Below are 15,562 nucleotides of genomic sequence, written 5' to 3' on the forward strand. Positions count from 1 at the left end.
GTCCAGCCAGCAGCACCAGCAACGTGAATTCTTCGACGCCCGGCGAGGGCCGCCACCGGCACGCCACCGAACGACGGGGTCTGGGCGTCCTGGTCACCGTCCCGCTCGTGCTGATCAGCACGATCGCGATCAGCCTGAACCTGGCGTCGCCGGCGGATGCCGCCACCATCGCGAAGAAGCCGCTCAAGAGCAAGAGCATCCTGCCGACCGCGGTGCCCGCCGACGCAGGTCGGCAGAGTATCGCCGCCGTCGCGGCGCCGACCCAGTACCAGGTCGTCGAAGGCGACACCGTGAGCAACGTGGCCGGACGATTCGGTCTCTCCACCGCATCCGTGCTCGCCCTCAACGGCCTTGGCTGGTCCGCGGTGATCTTTCCGGGCCAGATGCTGACCCTGGCCGGCCTGGCGCAGCCGTCCGCTCCGGCTCCGGCGCCCGTCGCCGCCGAGATCTCGCGGTACCTGATCCAGAGCGGGGACACGCTTTCCGGCGTTGCCGCCGCGCACGGGCTCTCCCTCGAGGCCCTGCTCCGCGTGAACGGGCTCGACGCGAGCAGCATCATCTTCCCCGGGCAGGCCGTGGTGCTGCCGCCGGGCGACGGTGCCGCGCCGGTCTCGGCCGCGCCGGCCGCAGCCGTCGCCCCGCTGAATGCTTCCGGCACGCACACGATCGCCGCCGGCGAGACCATCGGAGCCCTCGCGGCCGCGGCGGGTGTCTCGGTGCAATCCGTGCTCGACGCCAACGGCCTCGGCTGGTCCAGCATCATCTACCCCGGCCAGGTTCTGTCGATCCCGTCCGGCTCCGTTCCCGCGGCGCCGGCGATGGAATCGGCGATCCTCATCGAGGAGGCCGCCCCTGCGCCGTCTGCAGCGCCAGGCGAGGTCACGCCGCTCAGCGAGGACATGCGCCGGCACGCCGAAATCATTATCGCGAGCGGTCGCCGCGCGGGTGCCGGCGACTCCGCAATCGTGATCGCCCTGGCCGCCGCGGCCCAGGAATCCGGGCTGCGCAACGTGCAGTACGGCGACCGCGACTCCCTCGGCCTCTTCCAGCAACGCCCCAGTTTCGGCTGGGGAACCCCCGAGCAGGTGCTCGACCCGGAGCGGGCCAGCCTCGCCTTCTTCGGCGGCCCCGTGAACCCCAACCCCGGCATCACGCGCGGACTGCTCGACATCCCCGGCTGGGAGTCGATGACCGTGACCGAGGCCGCGCAGACCGTGCAGATCTCGGCTCACCCGAACCACTACGCGAAGTGGGAAACATCGGCCCGGGCCTGGCTGGCCGATCTCGGCTGACCTGCAGCTCGCATCCGCTCAGGCTTGAAAACCCTGACTTGCGAGTGTTCCGGCACAAGGAACGGCTTCGCAATCCCTAGACTCGACTAGTGAGCGATACCCCTGCCGATCCCATGGTCGGCCGTCTGATAGACGGCCGCTATCAGGTGCGCTCCCGGATCGCCCGCGGTGGCATGGCCACCGTGTACCTCGCGACCGACCTGCGCCTCGAACGCCGGGTCGCCATCAAGATCATGCACGGGCACCTCGCCGACGACAACACGTTCAAGGCCCGGTTCGTGCAGGAGGCCCGCTCGGCCGCCCGGCTCGCGCACCCGAACGTGGTCAACGTCTACGACCAGGGCCAGGATGCCGATATGGCCTATCTGGTCATGGAATACCTGCCCGGCATCACTCTGCGCGACCTGCTCAAGGACTACGGCCGGCTCACCAGTGAGCAGACGATGGACATCCTCGAGGCGGTGCTCTCGGGCCTCGCCGCCGCGCACAAAGCGGGAATCGTGCATCGCGATCTCAAGCCGGAGAATGTTCTCCTGGCCGACGACGGCCGCATCAAGATCGGCGACTTCGGACTCGCCCGGGCCGTCAACAACAACACGGCCACCGGGCAGGCCCTGCTCGGCACGATCGCCTACCTCTCCCCCGAACTCGTCACGCGGGGCATCGCGGATGCCCGCAGCGACATCTACGCGCTCGGCATCATGACCTACGAGATGCTTACCGGCGAGCAGCCCTATGTCGGCGAAGCGCCCATGCAGATCGCCTACCAGCACGCGAACGACACCGTGCCCATGCCAAGCGCGCGGATACCCGCGATTCCGCACGAGCTCGACGAACTGGTGCTCTGGGCCACCGCCCGCGACCCGGAGCAGCGCCCCCGGGACGCACGTGTCATGCTCGATCAGCTGCTCGACCTCGACAAGCTCGTGCGCCCGGCTCCCCCGGCGACCGGACAATCCGCGACCATGGTGCTGCCCGGCGGCGTGACCGCAGCGGTGGCCGACGCGGACACCCAGATCCTCGGCGGTGCCCCGCTCGCCCCGGCGGTGGCCGGCGTGGCCACGGCGGCTTCTGCCTCGGCACCCGCCACCACCATTCTCCTGGCCGACAAGGCCCGCACACGCAAGTTCCGCGGCTTCTGGCTCTTCGCGCTGGTGCTCATGCTGGCAGCCCTTGCCGGCGGAACCGGCTGGTTCTTCGGCAACGGCCCCGGCTCGGAGGTCCCGATTCCCGCCCTCGTCTCGGTGTCCCCCGACGACGCGACCGCCCAGCTCACCGGGCTCGGGCTGGAGGCGGCGCTCGGCACCGAGTTCAGCGGCACCATCCCCGCCGGCCTCGTCTCCAGCACCAACCCGGATTCAGGCACCCGCGTGGCGAAGGGCAGCACGGTGACGCTGCGTGTATCCCAGGGCCCGCAGCCGATCGTTCTGCCCGTGCTGGCGGGATTGACGGCCGATGCTGCGACCTCCGCCGTCACGGAGCTGAAGGCAGGCATCGGGGCGACCGATTCCCTCTTCGACGACACGGTGGAATCGGGCCTGGTCATCTCCGCGAGCCGCGAAACCGACGCCGGGGACGTCTCCCAGGGTGGGGACTACTTCGTGGGCATGAACGTCAATCTGGTTCTCTCACTCGGCCCCGTACCGGACGTGTCCGGCGAATCCGTCAAGGACGCCACCGCGATCCTGGCGGAGAAGGGGCTGCTCGTCACCCCCGGCGACGAGGTCTACAGTGAGTCGATCGCCGAGGGAGACGTCGTGAGCGCGGCCCCCGTGAACGAGGGTTCCGTGCGCACCGGCGACACCTATGCTCTCACCACCTCCCTCGGCCCGGCACCCGTCACGGTGCCCAACATCGTCGGCCTCCCGTGGAACGAGGGCAAGCAGGTGCTCACCGACCTGGGATTCAAGCTGAGCTACAATCTCGGCGCGGATGCCATCGCACCGCTCCTGAGCGTCGCATCGACGAATCCCGAAGCCGGCGCCGACGCGCCCAAGAACAGCACCATCACCCTCAAGCCGACGAACCCATTCGGCTAGACAGCCGTCACGGCCGGGCCGGCCGTACCCGGCGGTTCCCATGCCGGAGCGGGCACCCGGGGCCGCGGGGACGGGTTAGCGAGCGGCAAGCTCCTCGGCAACCAGGAAGGCGAGCTCGAGCGACTGCATGTGATTCAGGCGCGGGTCGCAGAGCGACTCGTAGCGGGTCGCCAGCGCGGCCTCGTCGATGTGCTCGGAACCACCCAGGCACTCCGTGACGTCGTCGCCGGTAAGTTCGACGTGAACGCCGCCCGGGTGTGTGCCGACGCTGCGGTGCGCCTCGAAGAAGCCGCGCACCTCGTCGACGACGTCGTCGAAACGACGGGTCTTGTACCCGGTGGGCGTGGTCACACCGTTGCCGTGCATCGGGTCGGTGACCCAGAGCGGCTTGGCCTCACTGGCCTTGATCGCCTCCAGCAGCGGCGGCAGGGCGCTGCGCACCTTGCCCGCACCCATCCGGGTGATGAACGTGAGACGACCGGGTTCGCGGTTCGGGTCGAGCTTGTCGACCAGGCGCAGCATGTCGTCGGTTGACGTGCTCGGGCCAAGCTTGACCCCGATCGGGTTGCGCACCCGGGAGAGGAAGTCGACGTGCGCACCATCAAGGTCACGGGTGCGCTCCCCGATCCAGATGAAGTGCGCGGACGTGTTGTACGGCGTGCCCGTGCGGGAATCGATCCGGGTCATCGGACGCTCGTAGTCCATCAGCAGACCCTCGTGGCTGGTGTAGAACTCCGTCCGACGCATGGCTTCAAAGTCGGCGCCGCACGCGATCATGAACTTGATCGCGCGGTCGATCTCCTTGGCCACCTTCTCGTAGCGCTGGTTGGCCGGGTTGGCGGCGAAGCCCTGGTTCCAGCTGTGCACCTGGCGCAGGTCGGCGAAACCGCCCTGCGTGAAGGCACGGATCAGGTTGAGGGTGGAGGCGGCGGTGTGGTAGCCCTTGACCAGGCGGGCCGGGTCGGCCTCGCGCGATTCGGGTGTGAAATCGTAGCCATTGACGATATCGCCGCGGTAAGCCGGCAGGGTGACGCCACCCCGGGTCTCGAAATCGCTGGAGCGTGGCTTGGCGAACTGGCCGGCCATCCGGCCCATCTTGATCACGGGCATCGACGCGCCGTACGTCAACACGACGGCCATCTGCAGCACGGTCTTGACCCGGTTGCGGATCTGCTCCGCGGTGGCGCCGCTGAAGGTCTCGGCGCAGTCCCCGCCCTGCAGCAGGAAGGCATGGCCGCTGGCGGCCTCGGCGAGCCGGTTCCGTAGAATGTCGACCTCGCCGGCGAAGACGAGCGGCGGCTGCGTGGACAGTTCGGCAGATGCCGCGGCAACCGCATCCGCGTCGGGCCAGGTCGGCTGCTGCTTGATCGGGAGGGTGCGCCAATAGTCCAGGCCGGCAACCACAGATCGATCTGCGAGCACGACTGGTTCGGTGGGGTCTACCACGGGACTATTCCTTTTTTGTCTGGTCCGGCAAGAATAATATTGCGGGCCGGGCTATCGGGTCGGGGTCTGTCGGCCCCTGGGCAACCGTCTGATTCTATCGGGTCAGGCTGGCCCGCTTTTCTTTCACGCTGGTCGCGTAGACGTCCACATACTCCTGCCGGCTGAGGGCCTGCAGCTCGTACATCAGCTCGTCGGTCACGGACCGGAGCACAAACCGGTCGCCCTCCATGCCATCGAAGCGGCTGAAGTCGAGGGGTTCGCCGATCACGATGCCGATCCGGCGCACCTTCGGGATACGGGTGCCCGTCGGCATGGCCTTCTCAGTGTCGATCATGGCCACGGGGATGACCGGGACCTCGGCCTCGAGCACCATCCGCGCCACGCCGGTGCGGCCCCGGTACATCTTCGCGTCGGGACTGCGGGTGCCCTCAGGGTAGATGCCGAGCACGCCGCCGGCACCCAGGACGCGCAGGCCGGTGTTGAGGGAATCCTCGGATGCCTTGCCACCCGACCGGTCGATCGGCAGCTGGCCGGTGGCCTTGAAGAACTGGCGTGTCGCCCAGCCCTTGAGCCCCTTGCCCGTGAAGTACTCGCTCTTGGCGAGGAAGACGACGCGACGCGGCACGACCAGCGGCAGGAACACCGAGTCGATGAAGGACAGGTGATTGCTCGCCAGGATCACACCGCCCTCTTTGGGGATGTTTTCGAGCCCGACCACCCAGGGCCGGAAGATAGCCAGCAGCAGAGGGCCGATGACAATGTTTTTCATGAGCCAGTAGAACATCGTTGCTCCCTCGGTAACGCGGAAATCCTACTGCGCGAAAACGTGTTTCCGCGCCAGGTCGGCCGCACCGACGACACCGGCGTCGTTGACGAGCTGCGCGATGGCGAATTCGGCCTCCGGGTGGAAGCCCCTGGCCGGCAGATTTTCGAGGTAGGCGGCGCGGATGGGCTCGAGCAGCAGTTCACCGGCAGCGGCGACGCCCCCGCCGAAGACGAAGATCTGCGGGTCAAGTACGGCCGCCAGACTTGCGCAGGCCTGCCCGAGCGAGCCGCCCAACTGCCTCAGGGCGGCCAGGGCGCCGTTGTCACCGTCCTGGATCAGCCGGCCGACCTCTTTGCCGGTCAGCTTGCCCTTGCGCTCACGGGCGGTCGCGAGGCCGAGGCCGATTCCGCCGGCATCCGCCAGCTCGGTGGCAATTCGAAGCAGGGCGCGACCCGAACCGTACTGTTCGATGCAGCCGTGGGCGCCGCAGCCGCAGAGGCGACCGCCGGGCACCACGCGCAGATGCCCGAGCTCGGCGGCACAGCCGAAGCCACCGCGGAAGAGACGGTTGTCGGCGACGATAGCTCCGCCCACGCCGGTGCCGATGGTGAGGGTGACCATGTCGGTGTAGCCCCGGCCGGCGCCGAAGGTGAATTCCGCCCAGCCCGCGGCGTTCGCGTCGTTCTCGATCAGGATGGGCAGGTCGAGCCGCGCCTCGAGAGTGGCCCGAAGCGGCTCGTGGCGCCAGTTGACGTTGGGCCCGTAGTAAACGGTGGACTGGGCGGCGTCGATGAAGCCGGCCGCGGCGATCCCGGCGGCGACGACCTCCTCGCTCTCCGAGAGCTCCGTGATCATGTCGACGACGGCGTCTTCGATCCCGCGAGGATCGCTCGCGGTGGTCGGGCGTCGATCCGAGCGGATGATCGTTCCGGATTCGTCGACCAGGGCCGCGGCGATTTTGGTGCCGCCGATGTCGATACCAATGGCGTGCACAGCGGACTTCTTTCGTCGATGGATAAAGTGGGGCGCTCTGCGAGGCGAGACAACGAAGCCGGTGCGTCCCCCTAGAGTGTAGTGAACCAAGACACGGCCAGGCGAAACGGCTGCTTCCACGAAGTGACGTGGATAGAGTGGGGCAAATCGCCCGCCCGGTACCAGAGGAGTTACCGTGAAACAGTACGATCTGCCCGCCATCGTTCCCGCAGACCCACAAGCCAATGTCACCGATCTCCTGGTCGAACGCCTCAAGGGGACGCCCGACTCCGTGTTGTTCTCACTGCCGAGAAACGGAGCCTGGTCCCCCGTCACCACCACGGAGTTTCATGCCCAGGTCGTCGCGCTGGCCAAGGGGCTCGTCACGGCAGGAATCCAGCCCGGAGACAAAATCGGCTTGATGTGCAAGACCCGGTATGAGTGGACGCTGATCGACTTCGCCACCTGGTTCGCCGGTGCCGTGCTGGTCCCCGTTTACGAGACCAGCTCCCCCATCCAGATCCAGTGGATCCTGGGCGACTCCGACGCCGCGGCGGTGATCGTCGAGACCGCCGAGCACTTTTCCCGCTTCGACGAGGTGCACCCCGAGCTCGGCAGCGTGCAGAAGGTCTGGCAGATCGACCTCGGTGACCTCGACAAGCTCGCGGCCTCCGGGGTCGACGTGCCGGATGCCGAAATCGAGCGGCGTCGCTCGCTGGCCGTGGGTTCGGACATCGCCACCCTGATCTACACCTCGGGTTCCACCGGCCGTCCCAAGGGCTGCGTGCTCACCCACTCCAACTTCGTCGAGACGTCGCGCAACTCGGCGGTGGCGCTGAAAGAGGTGCTCACCGACGCGAACGGCGCTTCCACGCTGCTGTTCATCACCACCGCGCACGTTTTCGCCCGGTTCATCTCGGTTCTCTGCGTGCACGCCGGTGTGCGCGTCGGTCACCAGCCCGATACCCGGAAGCTGCTCGAATCGCTCGGCACCTTCAAGCCCACTTTCCTGCTCGCAGTGCCGCGGGTGTTCGAGAAGGTCTACAACTCCGCCGAGCAGAAGGCGCTGACCGCCGGCCGAGGCAAGATCTTCGAGACGGCCGCCCAGGTTGCCGTCGACCACTCGATGCTGGTCGATCAGGGCAAGAGCGTTCCGCTGATGCTCAAGCTCAAGTTCACGCTCTTCGACCGTCTGGTCTACAGCAAGCTGCGCGCGGCCATGGGTGGCAACGTGAAGTACGCCGTCTCCGGTTCGGCTCCACTCGGCATGCACCTGGGTCACTTCTACCACAGCCTCGGCATCAAGATCCTGGAGGGCTACGGCCTCACCGAGACAACCGCGCCGACCACTGTGGGTCTGGCCACCAAGTTCAAGATCGGCACCGTAGGCCCACCGCTTCCCGGCGTCTCGGTGCGCGTCCTGGACGACGGCGAAATCGAGGTCAAAGGCGTCAACGTCTTCACGGAGTACTGGAAGAATCCCGTGGCCACCGCGGCCACCTTCCACGACGGATGGCTCCGCACCGGTGACATCGGCGCCATGGACAGCGACGGCTTCCTCACCATCACCGGGCGCAAGAAGGAGATCATCGTCACGGCCGGCGGCAAGAACGTCGCCCCGGCGGCGCTGGAAGACCCGATCCGGTCCAACCCGCTGATCGGCCAGGTGGTCGTCGTCGGCGATCGCAAGCCGTTCATCGCCGCCCTGGTCACGCTCGACCCCGACATGCTCGCGGTCTGGTTGAACAACAACGGCGAGGACGCGGGAATGACGCTGGCCGAGGCATCCGTCAACGCGAAGGTTCTCGCCGAGGTGCAGCGCGCCATCGACCACGCCAACGACCACGTGTCACGGGCGGAGTCGATCCGCAAGTTCACGGTGCTGACGACCGAACTGACCGAAGCCGCCGGGTACCTGACCCCGAAGCTGAGCATCAAACGGGACATCATCCTGCGGGACTACGCCGATCAGATCGAGGCGATGTACCTGGGCGCCCCGGTGACCGGGACGAACCCGGTCAGCAGCTAGCACTCCCCGCGACGACCGAAACAGGTCCCGTCGTCACAGTGGCGACGGGACCTGTTTCGCGTCGTCCGGCCGCCTGGGTCGGAACCAGTAGATAAGGGAGCCCCAGCGCCGTGCCCGGCGTCGAACCAATTCGACGGAGATTCTGCCATAGAACTGCCGTTTCTGCACGTTTGGGGGCGTTTCCGGCAAAATCTCCGTCGAATTCCTGTGGGGCGGAGGCCCTTTAGGGCCTCGGACCCGAACGACTGGGGTCAGAACCAGCTCGACTCGCGGACCTCTTTCATGGCGGCCCGCCGGTTCTCCTTGTCGAGGCGGTCCAGGTAGAGCAAACCGTCGAGGTGGTCGGTCTCGTGCTGCAGGGCCTGGGCCATGATCCCGGATCCGGAGAGTTCGACCGCCGTGCCGTCGAGGTCGATGCCGGTCACCCGGGCGAACGGGTACCGCTTCGTGGGATACCAGAGGCCCGGCACCGACAGGCAGCCCTCGTCGACGAGCTCGGGCTCCCCCGAGACCTCCACGAGGACCGGGTTGAGGATGTACCCGATCTCGCCATCGACGTTAAAACTGAATGCGCGCAGATTCACGCCGATCTGGGAGGCCGCGACGCCGGCCCGGCCGGGCAGTCGCACGCTGTCGACCAGGTCCTCGATCAGGCTCCGCACCCGGGTGTCGATCGTGCCGATCGGGTCGGAGACGGTTTTGAGGACGGGATCTCCGAAGAGACGGATCTGGCGCTCGGGCAAAGGTGACTCCAAGTCATGGATGCGGGGGTACGGGGGTACCGGATCGGTTTAGACGCCGCGGTCGGCCGGCAGACCCTCCACGACGACGGCCGCGAGGGTGCGGGCCGCGAGCCGGGTGATGGGCTTCAGATCGTCGAAGGAGATGATGCTGCCCGCGGCGAGCTGCGGGTCCCAGGGGATGCGCACGATCTCCCGCACCCGAGAGCGGAAATGCGATTCGATCTCTTCCAGCTTCACCAGATTCGTGCCCTGTGTCGCCGTGTTGAGCGCGACGACCGCGTTGCGAACCAGGTCGCCGTAGCCGTTGGCTTCCAACCAGGTCAACGTTTCGGACGCCAGCCGGGCCTCGTCGATGCTGCCCCCGGAGACGATGACGATCGAATCGGCCCGCTGCAGCGTGGCACGCATGACGGAGTGCACGATTCCGGTGCCGCAGTCCGTGAGCATGATCGAGTAGTACCGCGCCGCCAGGTCGGCGACGACGTTGTAGTCGTTCTCGTCGAAGGCCTCGGAGAGGAGCGGGTCGGTGTCGGATGCGAGGATGTCGAGCCGGGTCGCGTCGCGGGAGACCAGCGACGAGAAATCGGTATAGCCGCCGATCGACGCGGCCTTCGTGACCAGGTCGCGCACGGTGGACCGGGTCTGTTTCGTGACCCGCTCGGAGAGGGTGCCCCGGTCGGGGTTCGCGTCGACGGCGATGATGCGGTCTTCGCGGGCATCGGCCAGCGCCATGCCGATCAGTGCGGTGACGGTCGTCTTGCCGACCCCGCCCTTGCGGGTGAGGATCGGAACGAAGCGGGTGCCGCCCTCGAAATCCTTGCGGATGCGCTCGTCGAGTTGTTTGGAGGCGCGCACCGTGGCCGAGTCGCCGAGGTTCACCAGATGCAGGGTCGCCGAGTAGACGAAACTGTTCCAGGCTCCGCGGGGCGGCGGTTTGGTGCGACGGTTGACGGCCAGCAGCCGATCGGGCGTGAGCATGGCGGCGGTCTCGGGCGCCGATCCGCCGGCGGGGCGCAGACTCTCCCGGCGGGTGTGCGGAACGGCGTCGCTCACGGCCGGACCGGAGAGGGCGCGGACCGCCCCCGCGACGGCTGCGGACAACCGATCGGTGCGCGCCACGGCCGGGGTGCTGACCTCGATCGTGTGCGTAGCCGGGCGTTTCAGGTTCTCCGGCAGGGCCGCCGCCAGGTTCACGATCGTGTGCGGCGGTAGTTCGCTATGGTACTCGTCTCCCGGCTCGGCGAGAGGCTCGATGGAGGCGTCCGGACCGGACGCCTCGGCGCCTGTGCGCTTATCTGACAAAAAGATCAGTCCCTTCGTCGATAGATCGCACCAAGCCTAGCGTGGACGCACCACCACCAGCAGATCGCCCGCGTCGACCTGCTGGGTTCGCGGCACGGCCACCCGTTCGATGTTTCCCGCGATGGGCGAGGTGATCGCGGCCTCCATTTTCATGGCCTCGATCGAGGCGACGGCCTGCCCGGCCTCGACGGTGTCGCCCTCCTCGACCTGGAGGGTGACCACCCCGGAGAACGGCGCGGCGATCTGGCCCGGCCGGTTGGCATCCGCTTTTTCGGCGACCTTGATGCTGACCGTGATGTTGCGGTCCCGCACGAACACGGGTCGGAGCTGTCCGTTAAGCGTGGTCATGACGGTGCGCATACCCTTGTCATCGGCCTCGCCGATGGCCTCGAGCCCGACGTAGAGGCGCACGCCCTTGTCGATCTCGACCGCGTGCTCAACGCCCTGCTGAAGACCGTTGAGGTAGTCCACCGTGTCGAGCACGGACAGGTCACCGAAGAGTTCCCGGATCTGCTCGAATTGGCGCGTGGGCGCCGGGAAGAGCAGCTGGTTCAGCATCGCCCGGCAGGTGAGGCCGTCGCTGCCCAAGGCCGCGCGTTCCTCCTGGGTGAGCTCGGTGATTCCGACGCGGACGTTGCGCCCGGCGAGAACCTTGCTACGGAAGGGCTCGGGCCAGCCGCCGGGCAGGTCGCCCAGCTCCCCCGCCATGAAGCCGATCACGGAGTCGGGCACGTCGTAATTGCCCGGGTTCTCAGCGAAGTCGGCCGGGTCGGCACGCACGGCGGCGAGGTAGAGGGCGAGGTCGCCGACCACCTTGGAGGACGGCGTCACCTTCGGCACCCGGCCGAGGATGTCGTTGGCCGCGGCGTACATATCCTCGATCAGTTCGAAGTCGTCGGCGAGGCCGAGCGCGACCGCTTGCGTACGCAGGTTGGACAGCTGGCCGCCGGGGATCTCGTGCTTGTAGACGCGGCCGGTGGGCGCGCGCAGACCGGATTCGAAGGGATGGTAGACCCGGCGTACATCTTCCCAGTACGGCTCGAGGTCGCAGACGGCCTGTAAGGATATGCCGGTGTCGCGTTCGGTGTGGACGAGCGCGGCAACGAGGGACGACGCCGACGGCTGGCTGGTGGTGCCGGCCATCGGGGCGCTGGCCACGTCGACCGCGTCGGCGCCGGCGCGGCTGGCCGCGAGCAGCGTGGCGAGCTGGCCGCCCGGAGTGTCGTGCGTGTGCACGTGCACCGGGAGGTCGAAGCGTGACCGCAGGGCGGTGACGAGCTTCTCGGCCGCGGCGGGGCGCAGCAGGCCGGCCATGTCCTTGATCGCGAGGATGTGCGCGCCGGACTCCACGATCTGCTCCGCGAGCCGGAGGTAGTAGTCCAGGGTGTAAAGCGTCTCGGCCGGGTCGAGCAAATCGCCCGTGTAACAGAGCGCGACCTCGGCAATGGAGGAGCCCGTCGCCAGCACGGCGTCGATGGCCGGGCGCATCTGCGAGACGTCGTTGAGGGCGTCGAAGATGCGGAAGATGTCGACGCCTGTCTTGGCGGCCTCGCGCACGAACGCATCGGTCACCTCGGTCGGGTACGGAGTGTAGCCGACCGTGTTGCGGCCGCGAAGCAGCATCTGCACGTTGATGTTCGGCAGGGCCTCTCGCAGCGACGCCAGTCGTTCCCAGGGGTCTTCGCCGAGGAAGCGCAGCGCCACGTCATAGGTGGCGCCGCCCCAGGCCTCGATCGACAGCAACTCCGGGGTCATCCGGGCCACATACGGGGCCACGGCGACGAGGTCGCGGGTGCGCACCCGGGTTGCCAACAGTGATTGGTGGGCGTCGCGGAAAGTGGTGTCCGTCACGGCCAGGGCGGTCTGGGCTCGCAGGTCCGCGGCGAAGCCGGCCGGGCCGAGCAGCTGGAGCCGTTGGCGGGAGCCGGCCGGAGCCGGTTCGGACAGATCGAGCTTCGGCAGCTTCTCGGCCGGGTTCAGCAGGGTCAGCGGCACCCCGTTGGGCTTGTTGACGGTCACGTCGGCGAGCCAATTCAAGATCTTCGTGCCGCGGTCCTTGGAGGCGCGGCCGCGCAGCAGCTCCGGGCGCTCGTCGATGAAGGAGGTGCTCAGGTTGCCGGACGCGAAGTCCGGGTCGTCGAGCACGGCCTGCAGGAACGAGATGTTCGTGGACACGCCACGGATACGGAACTCGGCCAGGGCGCGCTTGGATCGGGTCACGGCGGACGGGAAGTCCCGGCCCCGGCAGGTGAGCTTGGCGAGCATCGAGTCGAAGTGCGGGCTGATCTGGGCACCGGGGTTGATTGTGCCGCCGTCGAGCCGGATGCCGGCGCCGCCGGGCGAGCGATAGGTGGTGATCTTGCCCGTGTCCGGGCGGAATCCCATGGTCGGGTCCTCGGTGGTGATGCGGCACTGCAGGGCCGCCCCGCGCAACACGATCTTGTCCTGCGTGAGTTCGAGCTCACGGAGCGTCTGGCCCGCGGCGATGCGGATCTGGGACTGCACGAGGTCGACATCCGTCACCTCTTCGGTCACGGTGTGCTCGACCTGGATGCGCGGATTCATCTCGATGAACACGTGCTGGCCGGCGCGTTCGCCGACCGTGTCGAGCAGGAACTCGACCGTGCCCGCGTTCACGTAGCCGATCGAGCGGGCGAAGGCGACCGCATCGGCGTACAGACGCTGGCGGATCTCGTCGGAGAGGTTCGGCGCCGGAGCGATCTCGATGACTTTCTGATGGCGGCGCTGCACGGAGCAGTCGCGTTCGAACAGGTGCACGGTCTCGCCGGACGCATCGGCCAGGATCTGGACCTCGATGTGACGAGGCCGCAGTACGGCCTGCTCGAGGAACATGGTCGGGTCGCCGAACGCGCTGTTGGCCTCGCGCATGGCTTCCTCAAGGGAGCCGCGGAGATCGCTCAGCTGAGCCACCCGGCGCATGCCGCGGCCGCCGCCGCCGGCGACGGCCTTGGCGAAGATCGGGAACCCGATATCGTCGGCCGCGGCGAGCAGCTCGTCGACGTCGCGTGAGGGCGCGCTGGACCCCAGCACCGGAACGCCCGCCGCGATGGCGTGCTCCTTCGCGGTAACCTTGTTGCCGGCCATCTCGAGCACGTGCTCGCCCGGGCCGATGAAGGTGATGCCGGCCTGGCGGGCCGCGAGGGCCAGCTCGGGGTTCTCCGAAAGGAAGCCGTAACCGGGGTAGATGGCGTCGGCGCCGCTCTCCCTGGCCACCCGGATGATCTCGCTCACCGTGAGATAGGCGCGCACCGGGTGTCCCGGTTCGCCGATCTGGTACGCCTCGTCGGCCTTCAGGCGGTGCAGCGAATTGCGGTCCTCGAAGGGGAACACCGCCACGGTTTTGGCACCCAGCTCATAAGCCGCCCGAAAAGCCCGGATCGCGATTTCCCCGCGGTTGGCAACAAGAATTTTCGTAAACATGCAGACCTTTCAAGCGTGACGTCGCGCACAGCTGACGGTTAGGTTCTCCAAGACTAGTGAAGGTAACGTATCTACTTGTGCACGTACTAAGCGTTAGCTCCCTCAAGGGAGGAGTAGGCAAGACCACGGTTACCCTGGGTCTGGCGTCTGCTGCCTTCGCCCGCGGCGTGCGAACCCTGGTGGTGGACATTGATCCGCAGTCGGATGTGTCAACCGGAATGGACATCGAGGTCACCGGCCACCTCAACATCGCCGATGTGCTCGCCTCTCCTAAGGAGAAGATCGTTCGCGCCGCCATCGTTCCCAGCGGCTGGACGCGCGGCCGCCCCGGCACCATCGACGTGATGATCGGCAGCCCGTCGGCCATTAATTTCGACGGGCCGCACCCGAGCATCCGCGACATCTGGAAGCTCGAAGAGGCACTCTCCACGGTCGAAAAGGACTACGACCTGGTTCTGATCGACTGTGCTCCGTCGCTGAACGCCCTTACCCGCACCGCGTGGGCGGCCAGCGACCGCGTTGCCGTGGTCACCGAACCCGGCCTATTCTCCGTGGCCGCGGCCGACCGGGCGCTGCGCGCGATCGAAGAGATCCGCCGCGGACTCAGCCCTCGTCTGCAGCCGCTCGGTATCATCGTCAACCGTGCCCGCGTGGCGTCTCTCGAGCACCAGTTCCGGATCAAGGAACTCCGCGACATGTTCGGCCCGCTCGTACTCAGCCCGCAACTGCCGGAACGCACCTCGCTTCAGCAGGCGCAGGGCGCCGCGAAGCCGCTGCACACCTGGCCCGGCGACAGCGCCCAGGAAATGGCGCGCTACTTCGATCAGTTGCTCGAACGCGTGCTGCGCACGGCCCGCATCGGCGAGTACGCGGAACAGCACTAGCCAGGGAACGTTCACTGGACAACGTTGACCGGATAGTGTCAGCCGCACAGCGTCAGCCGATCGTGTCGACTGCGTGTGAACGCTCCGCTAAGAGACTTTGCGGCTGCCCCGGCGAAGGGACAGCTCGTCCGACGGGTCGATCGGAAGGGTCTCCAGTTCGACCAGGCTCGTCTCGACCTCGCGCAGCACCTTGCCCACGGCGATGCCGAACACGCCCTGACCGCGGCTGACGAGGTCGATGACCTCGTCGTCGGAGGTGCACAGGTAGACGCTGGCGCCGTCGCTCATCAAGGTGGTCTGGGCGAGGTCGCTGACCCCCGACTCGCGCAGTTGGTTCACCGCGGTGCGGATCTGCTGCAGGGAGATGCCGGTGTCGAGGAGCCGCTTGACCAGTTTCAGAACCAGGATGTCCCGGAAGCCGTAGAGACGCTGGGAACCCGAGCCGGCAGCACCGCGCACGGTGGGCTGGACCAGGTCGGTGCGGGCCCAGTAGTCGAGCTGACGGTAGCTGATTCCGGCGGCCCGGGCCGCCACGGCGCCACGGTAGCCGAGGTTGTCGTCGAGCTCGGGCATTCCGTCGGTGAAGAGAAGGCCGAGTCCGTAGCGCGAGGCATCGTCACGCTGATTCAGCTCGCTCATACGATGGCC

General features: G+C 67.5%; 11 protein-coding genes. 4 read left to right on the forward strand and 7 right to left on the reverse strand.

What is annotated here, in order from left to right; translation table 11 throughout:
* Positions 1-23: 23 nt before the first annotated feature.
* Together E3T40_RS07695 and pknB are read left to right on the forward strand one after the other, a co-directional pair.
* Positions 24-1,292 carry a LysM peptidoglycan-binding domain-containing protein gene (locus tag E3T40_RS07695; RefSeq protein ID WP_241981706.1) on the forward strand — a complete coding sequence of 423 codons (1,269 nt, stop codon included), beginning with the start codon at positions 24-26 and terminating at the stop codon, positions 1,290-1,292.
* Between the two features lie 113 nt (positions 1,293-1,405).
* Positions 1,406-3,331, forward strand: a complete 1,926-nt coding sequence (gene pknB / locus E3T40_RS07700; RefSeq protein ID WP_370287895.1) for a Stk1 family PASTA domain-containing Ser/Thr kinase — start codon at positions 1,406-1,408, stop codon at positions 3,329-3,331.
* Positions 3,332-3,406: 75 nt separating this feature from the next.
* On the opposite strand, the gene E3T40_RS07705 is transcribed toward pknB, so the two are convergent.
* From E3T40_RS07705 to E3T40_RS07715, 3 genes are all read right to left on the reverse strand, one after another.
* On the reverse strand, positions 3,407-4,777 hold the full coding sequence (locus E3T40_RS07705; RefSeq protein WP_369828376.1) for a class II 3-deoxy-7-phosphoheptulonate synthase: 1,371 nt from the start codon (positions 4,775-4,777) through the stop codon (positions 3,407-3,409).
* 94 nt (positions 4,778-4,871) lie between these two features.
* Complete coding sequence (locus E3T40_RS07710; protein WP_104099533.1) at positions 4,872-5,561, reverse strand: 1-acyl-sn-glycerol-3-phosphate acyltransferase; 690 nt, start codon at positions 5,559-5,561, stop codon at positions 4,872-4,874.
* A gap of 27 nt (positions 5,562-5,588) precedes the next feature.
* Entirely contained in the window at positions 5,589-6,536 is a 948-nt protein-coding gene (locus tag E3T40_RS07715) for an ROK family glucokinase (protein ID WP_134543059.1), read from the reverse strand.
* A gap of 175 nt (positions 6,537-6,711) precedes the next feature.
* On the opposite strand from E3T40_RS07715, the gene E3T40_RS07720 reads away from it, so the two are divergent.
* On the forward strand, positions 6,712-8,544 hold the full coding sequence (locus tag E3T40_RS07720) for a long-chain fatty acid--CoA ligase (RefSeq protein ID WP_104171277.1): 1,833 nt from the start codon (positions 6,712-6,714) through the stop codon (positions 8,542-8,544).
* Between the two features lie 251 nt (positions 8,545-8,795).
* On the opposite strand, the gene def is transcribed toward E3T40_RS07720, so the two are convergent.
* The 3 genes from def to E3T40_RS07735 are packed head-to-tail and all read right to left on the reverse strand — an operon-like array spanning position 8,796 to position 14,030.
* Positions 8,796-9,287, reverse strand: coding sequence for a peptide deformylase (def, locus tag E3T40_RS07725; protein WP_104171278.1), 492 nt, complete (start codon positions 9,285-9,287; stop codon positions 8,796-8,798).
* Positions 9,288-9,335: 48 nt separating this feature from the next.
* Positions 9,336-10,589, reverse strand: a complete 1,254-nt coding sequence (locus tag E3T40_RS07730; RefSeq protein ID WP_241981707.1) for a MinD/ParA family protein — start codon at positions 10,587-10,589, stop codon at positions 9,336-9,338.
* Positions 10,590-10,625: 36 nt separating this feature from the next.
* On the reverse strand, positions 10,626-14,030 hold the full coding sequence (locus E3T40_RS07735) for a pyruvate carboxylase (RefSeq protein ID WP_134543060.1): 3,405 nt from the start codon (positions 14,028-14,030) through the stop codon (positions 10,626-10,628).
* 77 nt (positions 14,031-14,107) lie between these two features.
* Here E3T40_RS07735 and E3T40_RS07740 point away from each other — a divergent pair, with 77 nt between their 5' ends.
* The gene (locus tag E3T40_RS07740) at positions 14,108-14,914 is read left to right on the forward strand and encodes a ParA family protein (RefSeq protein WP_104099538.1); all 807 of its coding nucleotides are present in this window, start codon (positions 14,108-14,110) and stop codon (positions 14,912-14,914) included.
* Between the two features lie 87 nt (positions 14,915-15,001).
* Here E3T40_RS07740 and E3T40_RS07745 read toward each other — a convergent pair whose 3' ends face one another.
* Positions 15,002-15,553 carry a MerR family transcriptional regulator gene (locus E3T40_RS07745; RefSeq protein WP_104099539.1) on the reverse strand — a complete coding sequence of 184 codons (552 nt, stop codon included), beginning with the start codon at positions 15,551-15,553 and terminating at the stop codon, positions 15,002-15,004.
* Between the last annotated feature and the right edge of the window lie 9 nt (positions 15,554-15,562).

The organism is Cryobacterium sp. TMT1-19, assembly GCF_004403055.1.
GTDB classification, from domain to species: Bacteria; Actinomycetota; Actinomycetes; order Actinomycetales; family Microbacteriaceae; genus Cryobacterium; species Cryobacterium sandaracinum.

Bases quoted from the DNA above. Each gene is read 5' to 3' on its own strand.
- pknB (WP_370287895.1), top strand. From the start codon at position 1,406: ATGGTCGGCCGTCTGATAGACGGCCGCTATCAGGTGCGCTCCCGGATC.
- E3T40_RS07710 (WP_104099533.1), bottom strand. From the start codon at position 5,561: ATGTTCTACTGGCTCATGAAAAACATTGTCATCGGCCCTCTGCTGCTG.
- E3T40_RS07735 (WP_134543060.1), bottom strand. From the start codon at position 14,030: ATGTTTACGAAAATTCTTGTTGCCAACCGCGGGGAAATCGCGATCCGG.
- E3T40_RS07745 (WP_104099539.1), bottom strand. From the start codon at position 15,553: ATGAGCGAGCTGAATCAGCGTGACGATGCCTCGCGCTACGGACTCGGC.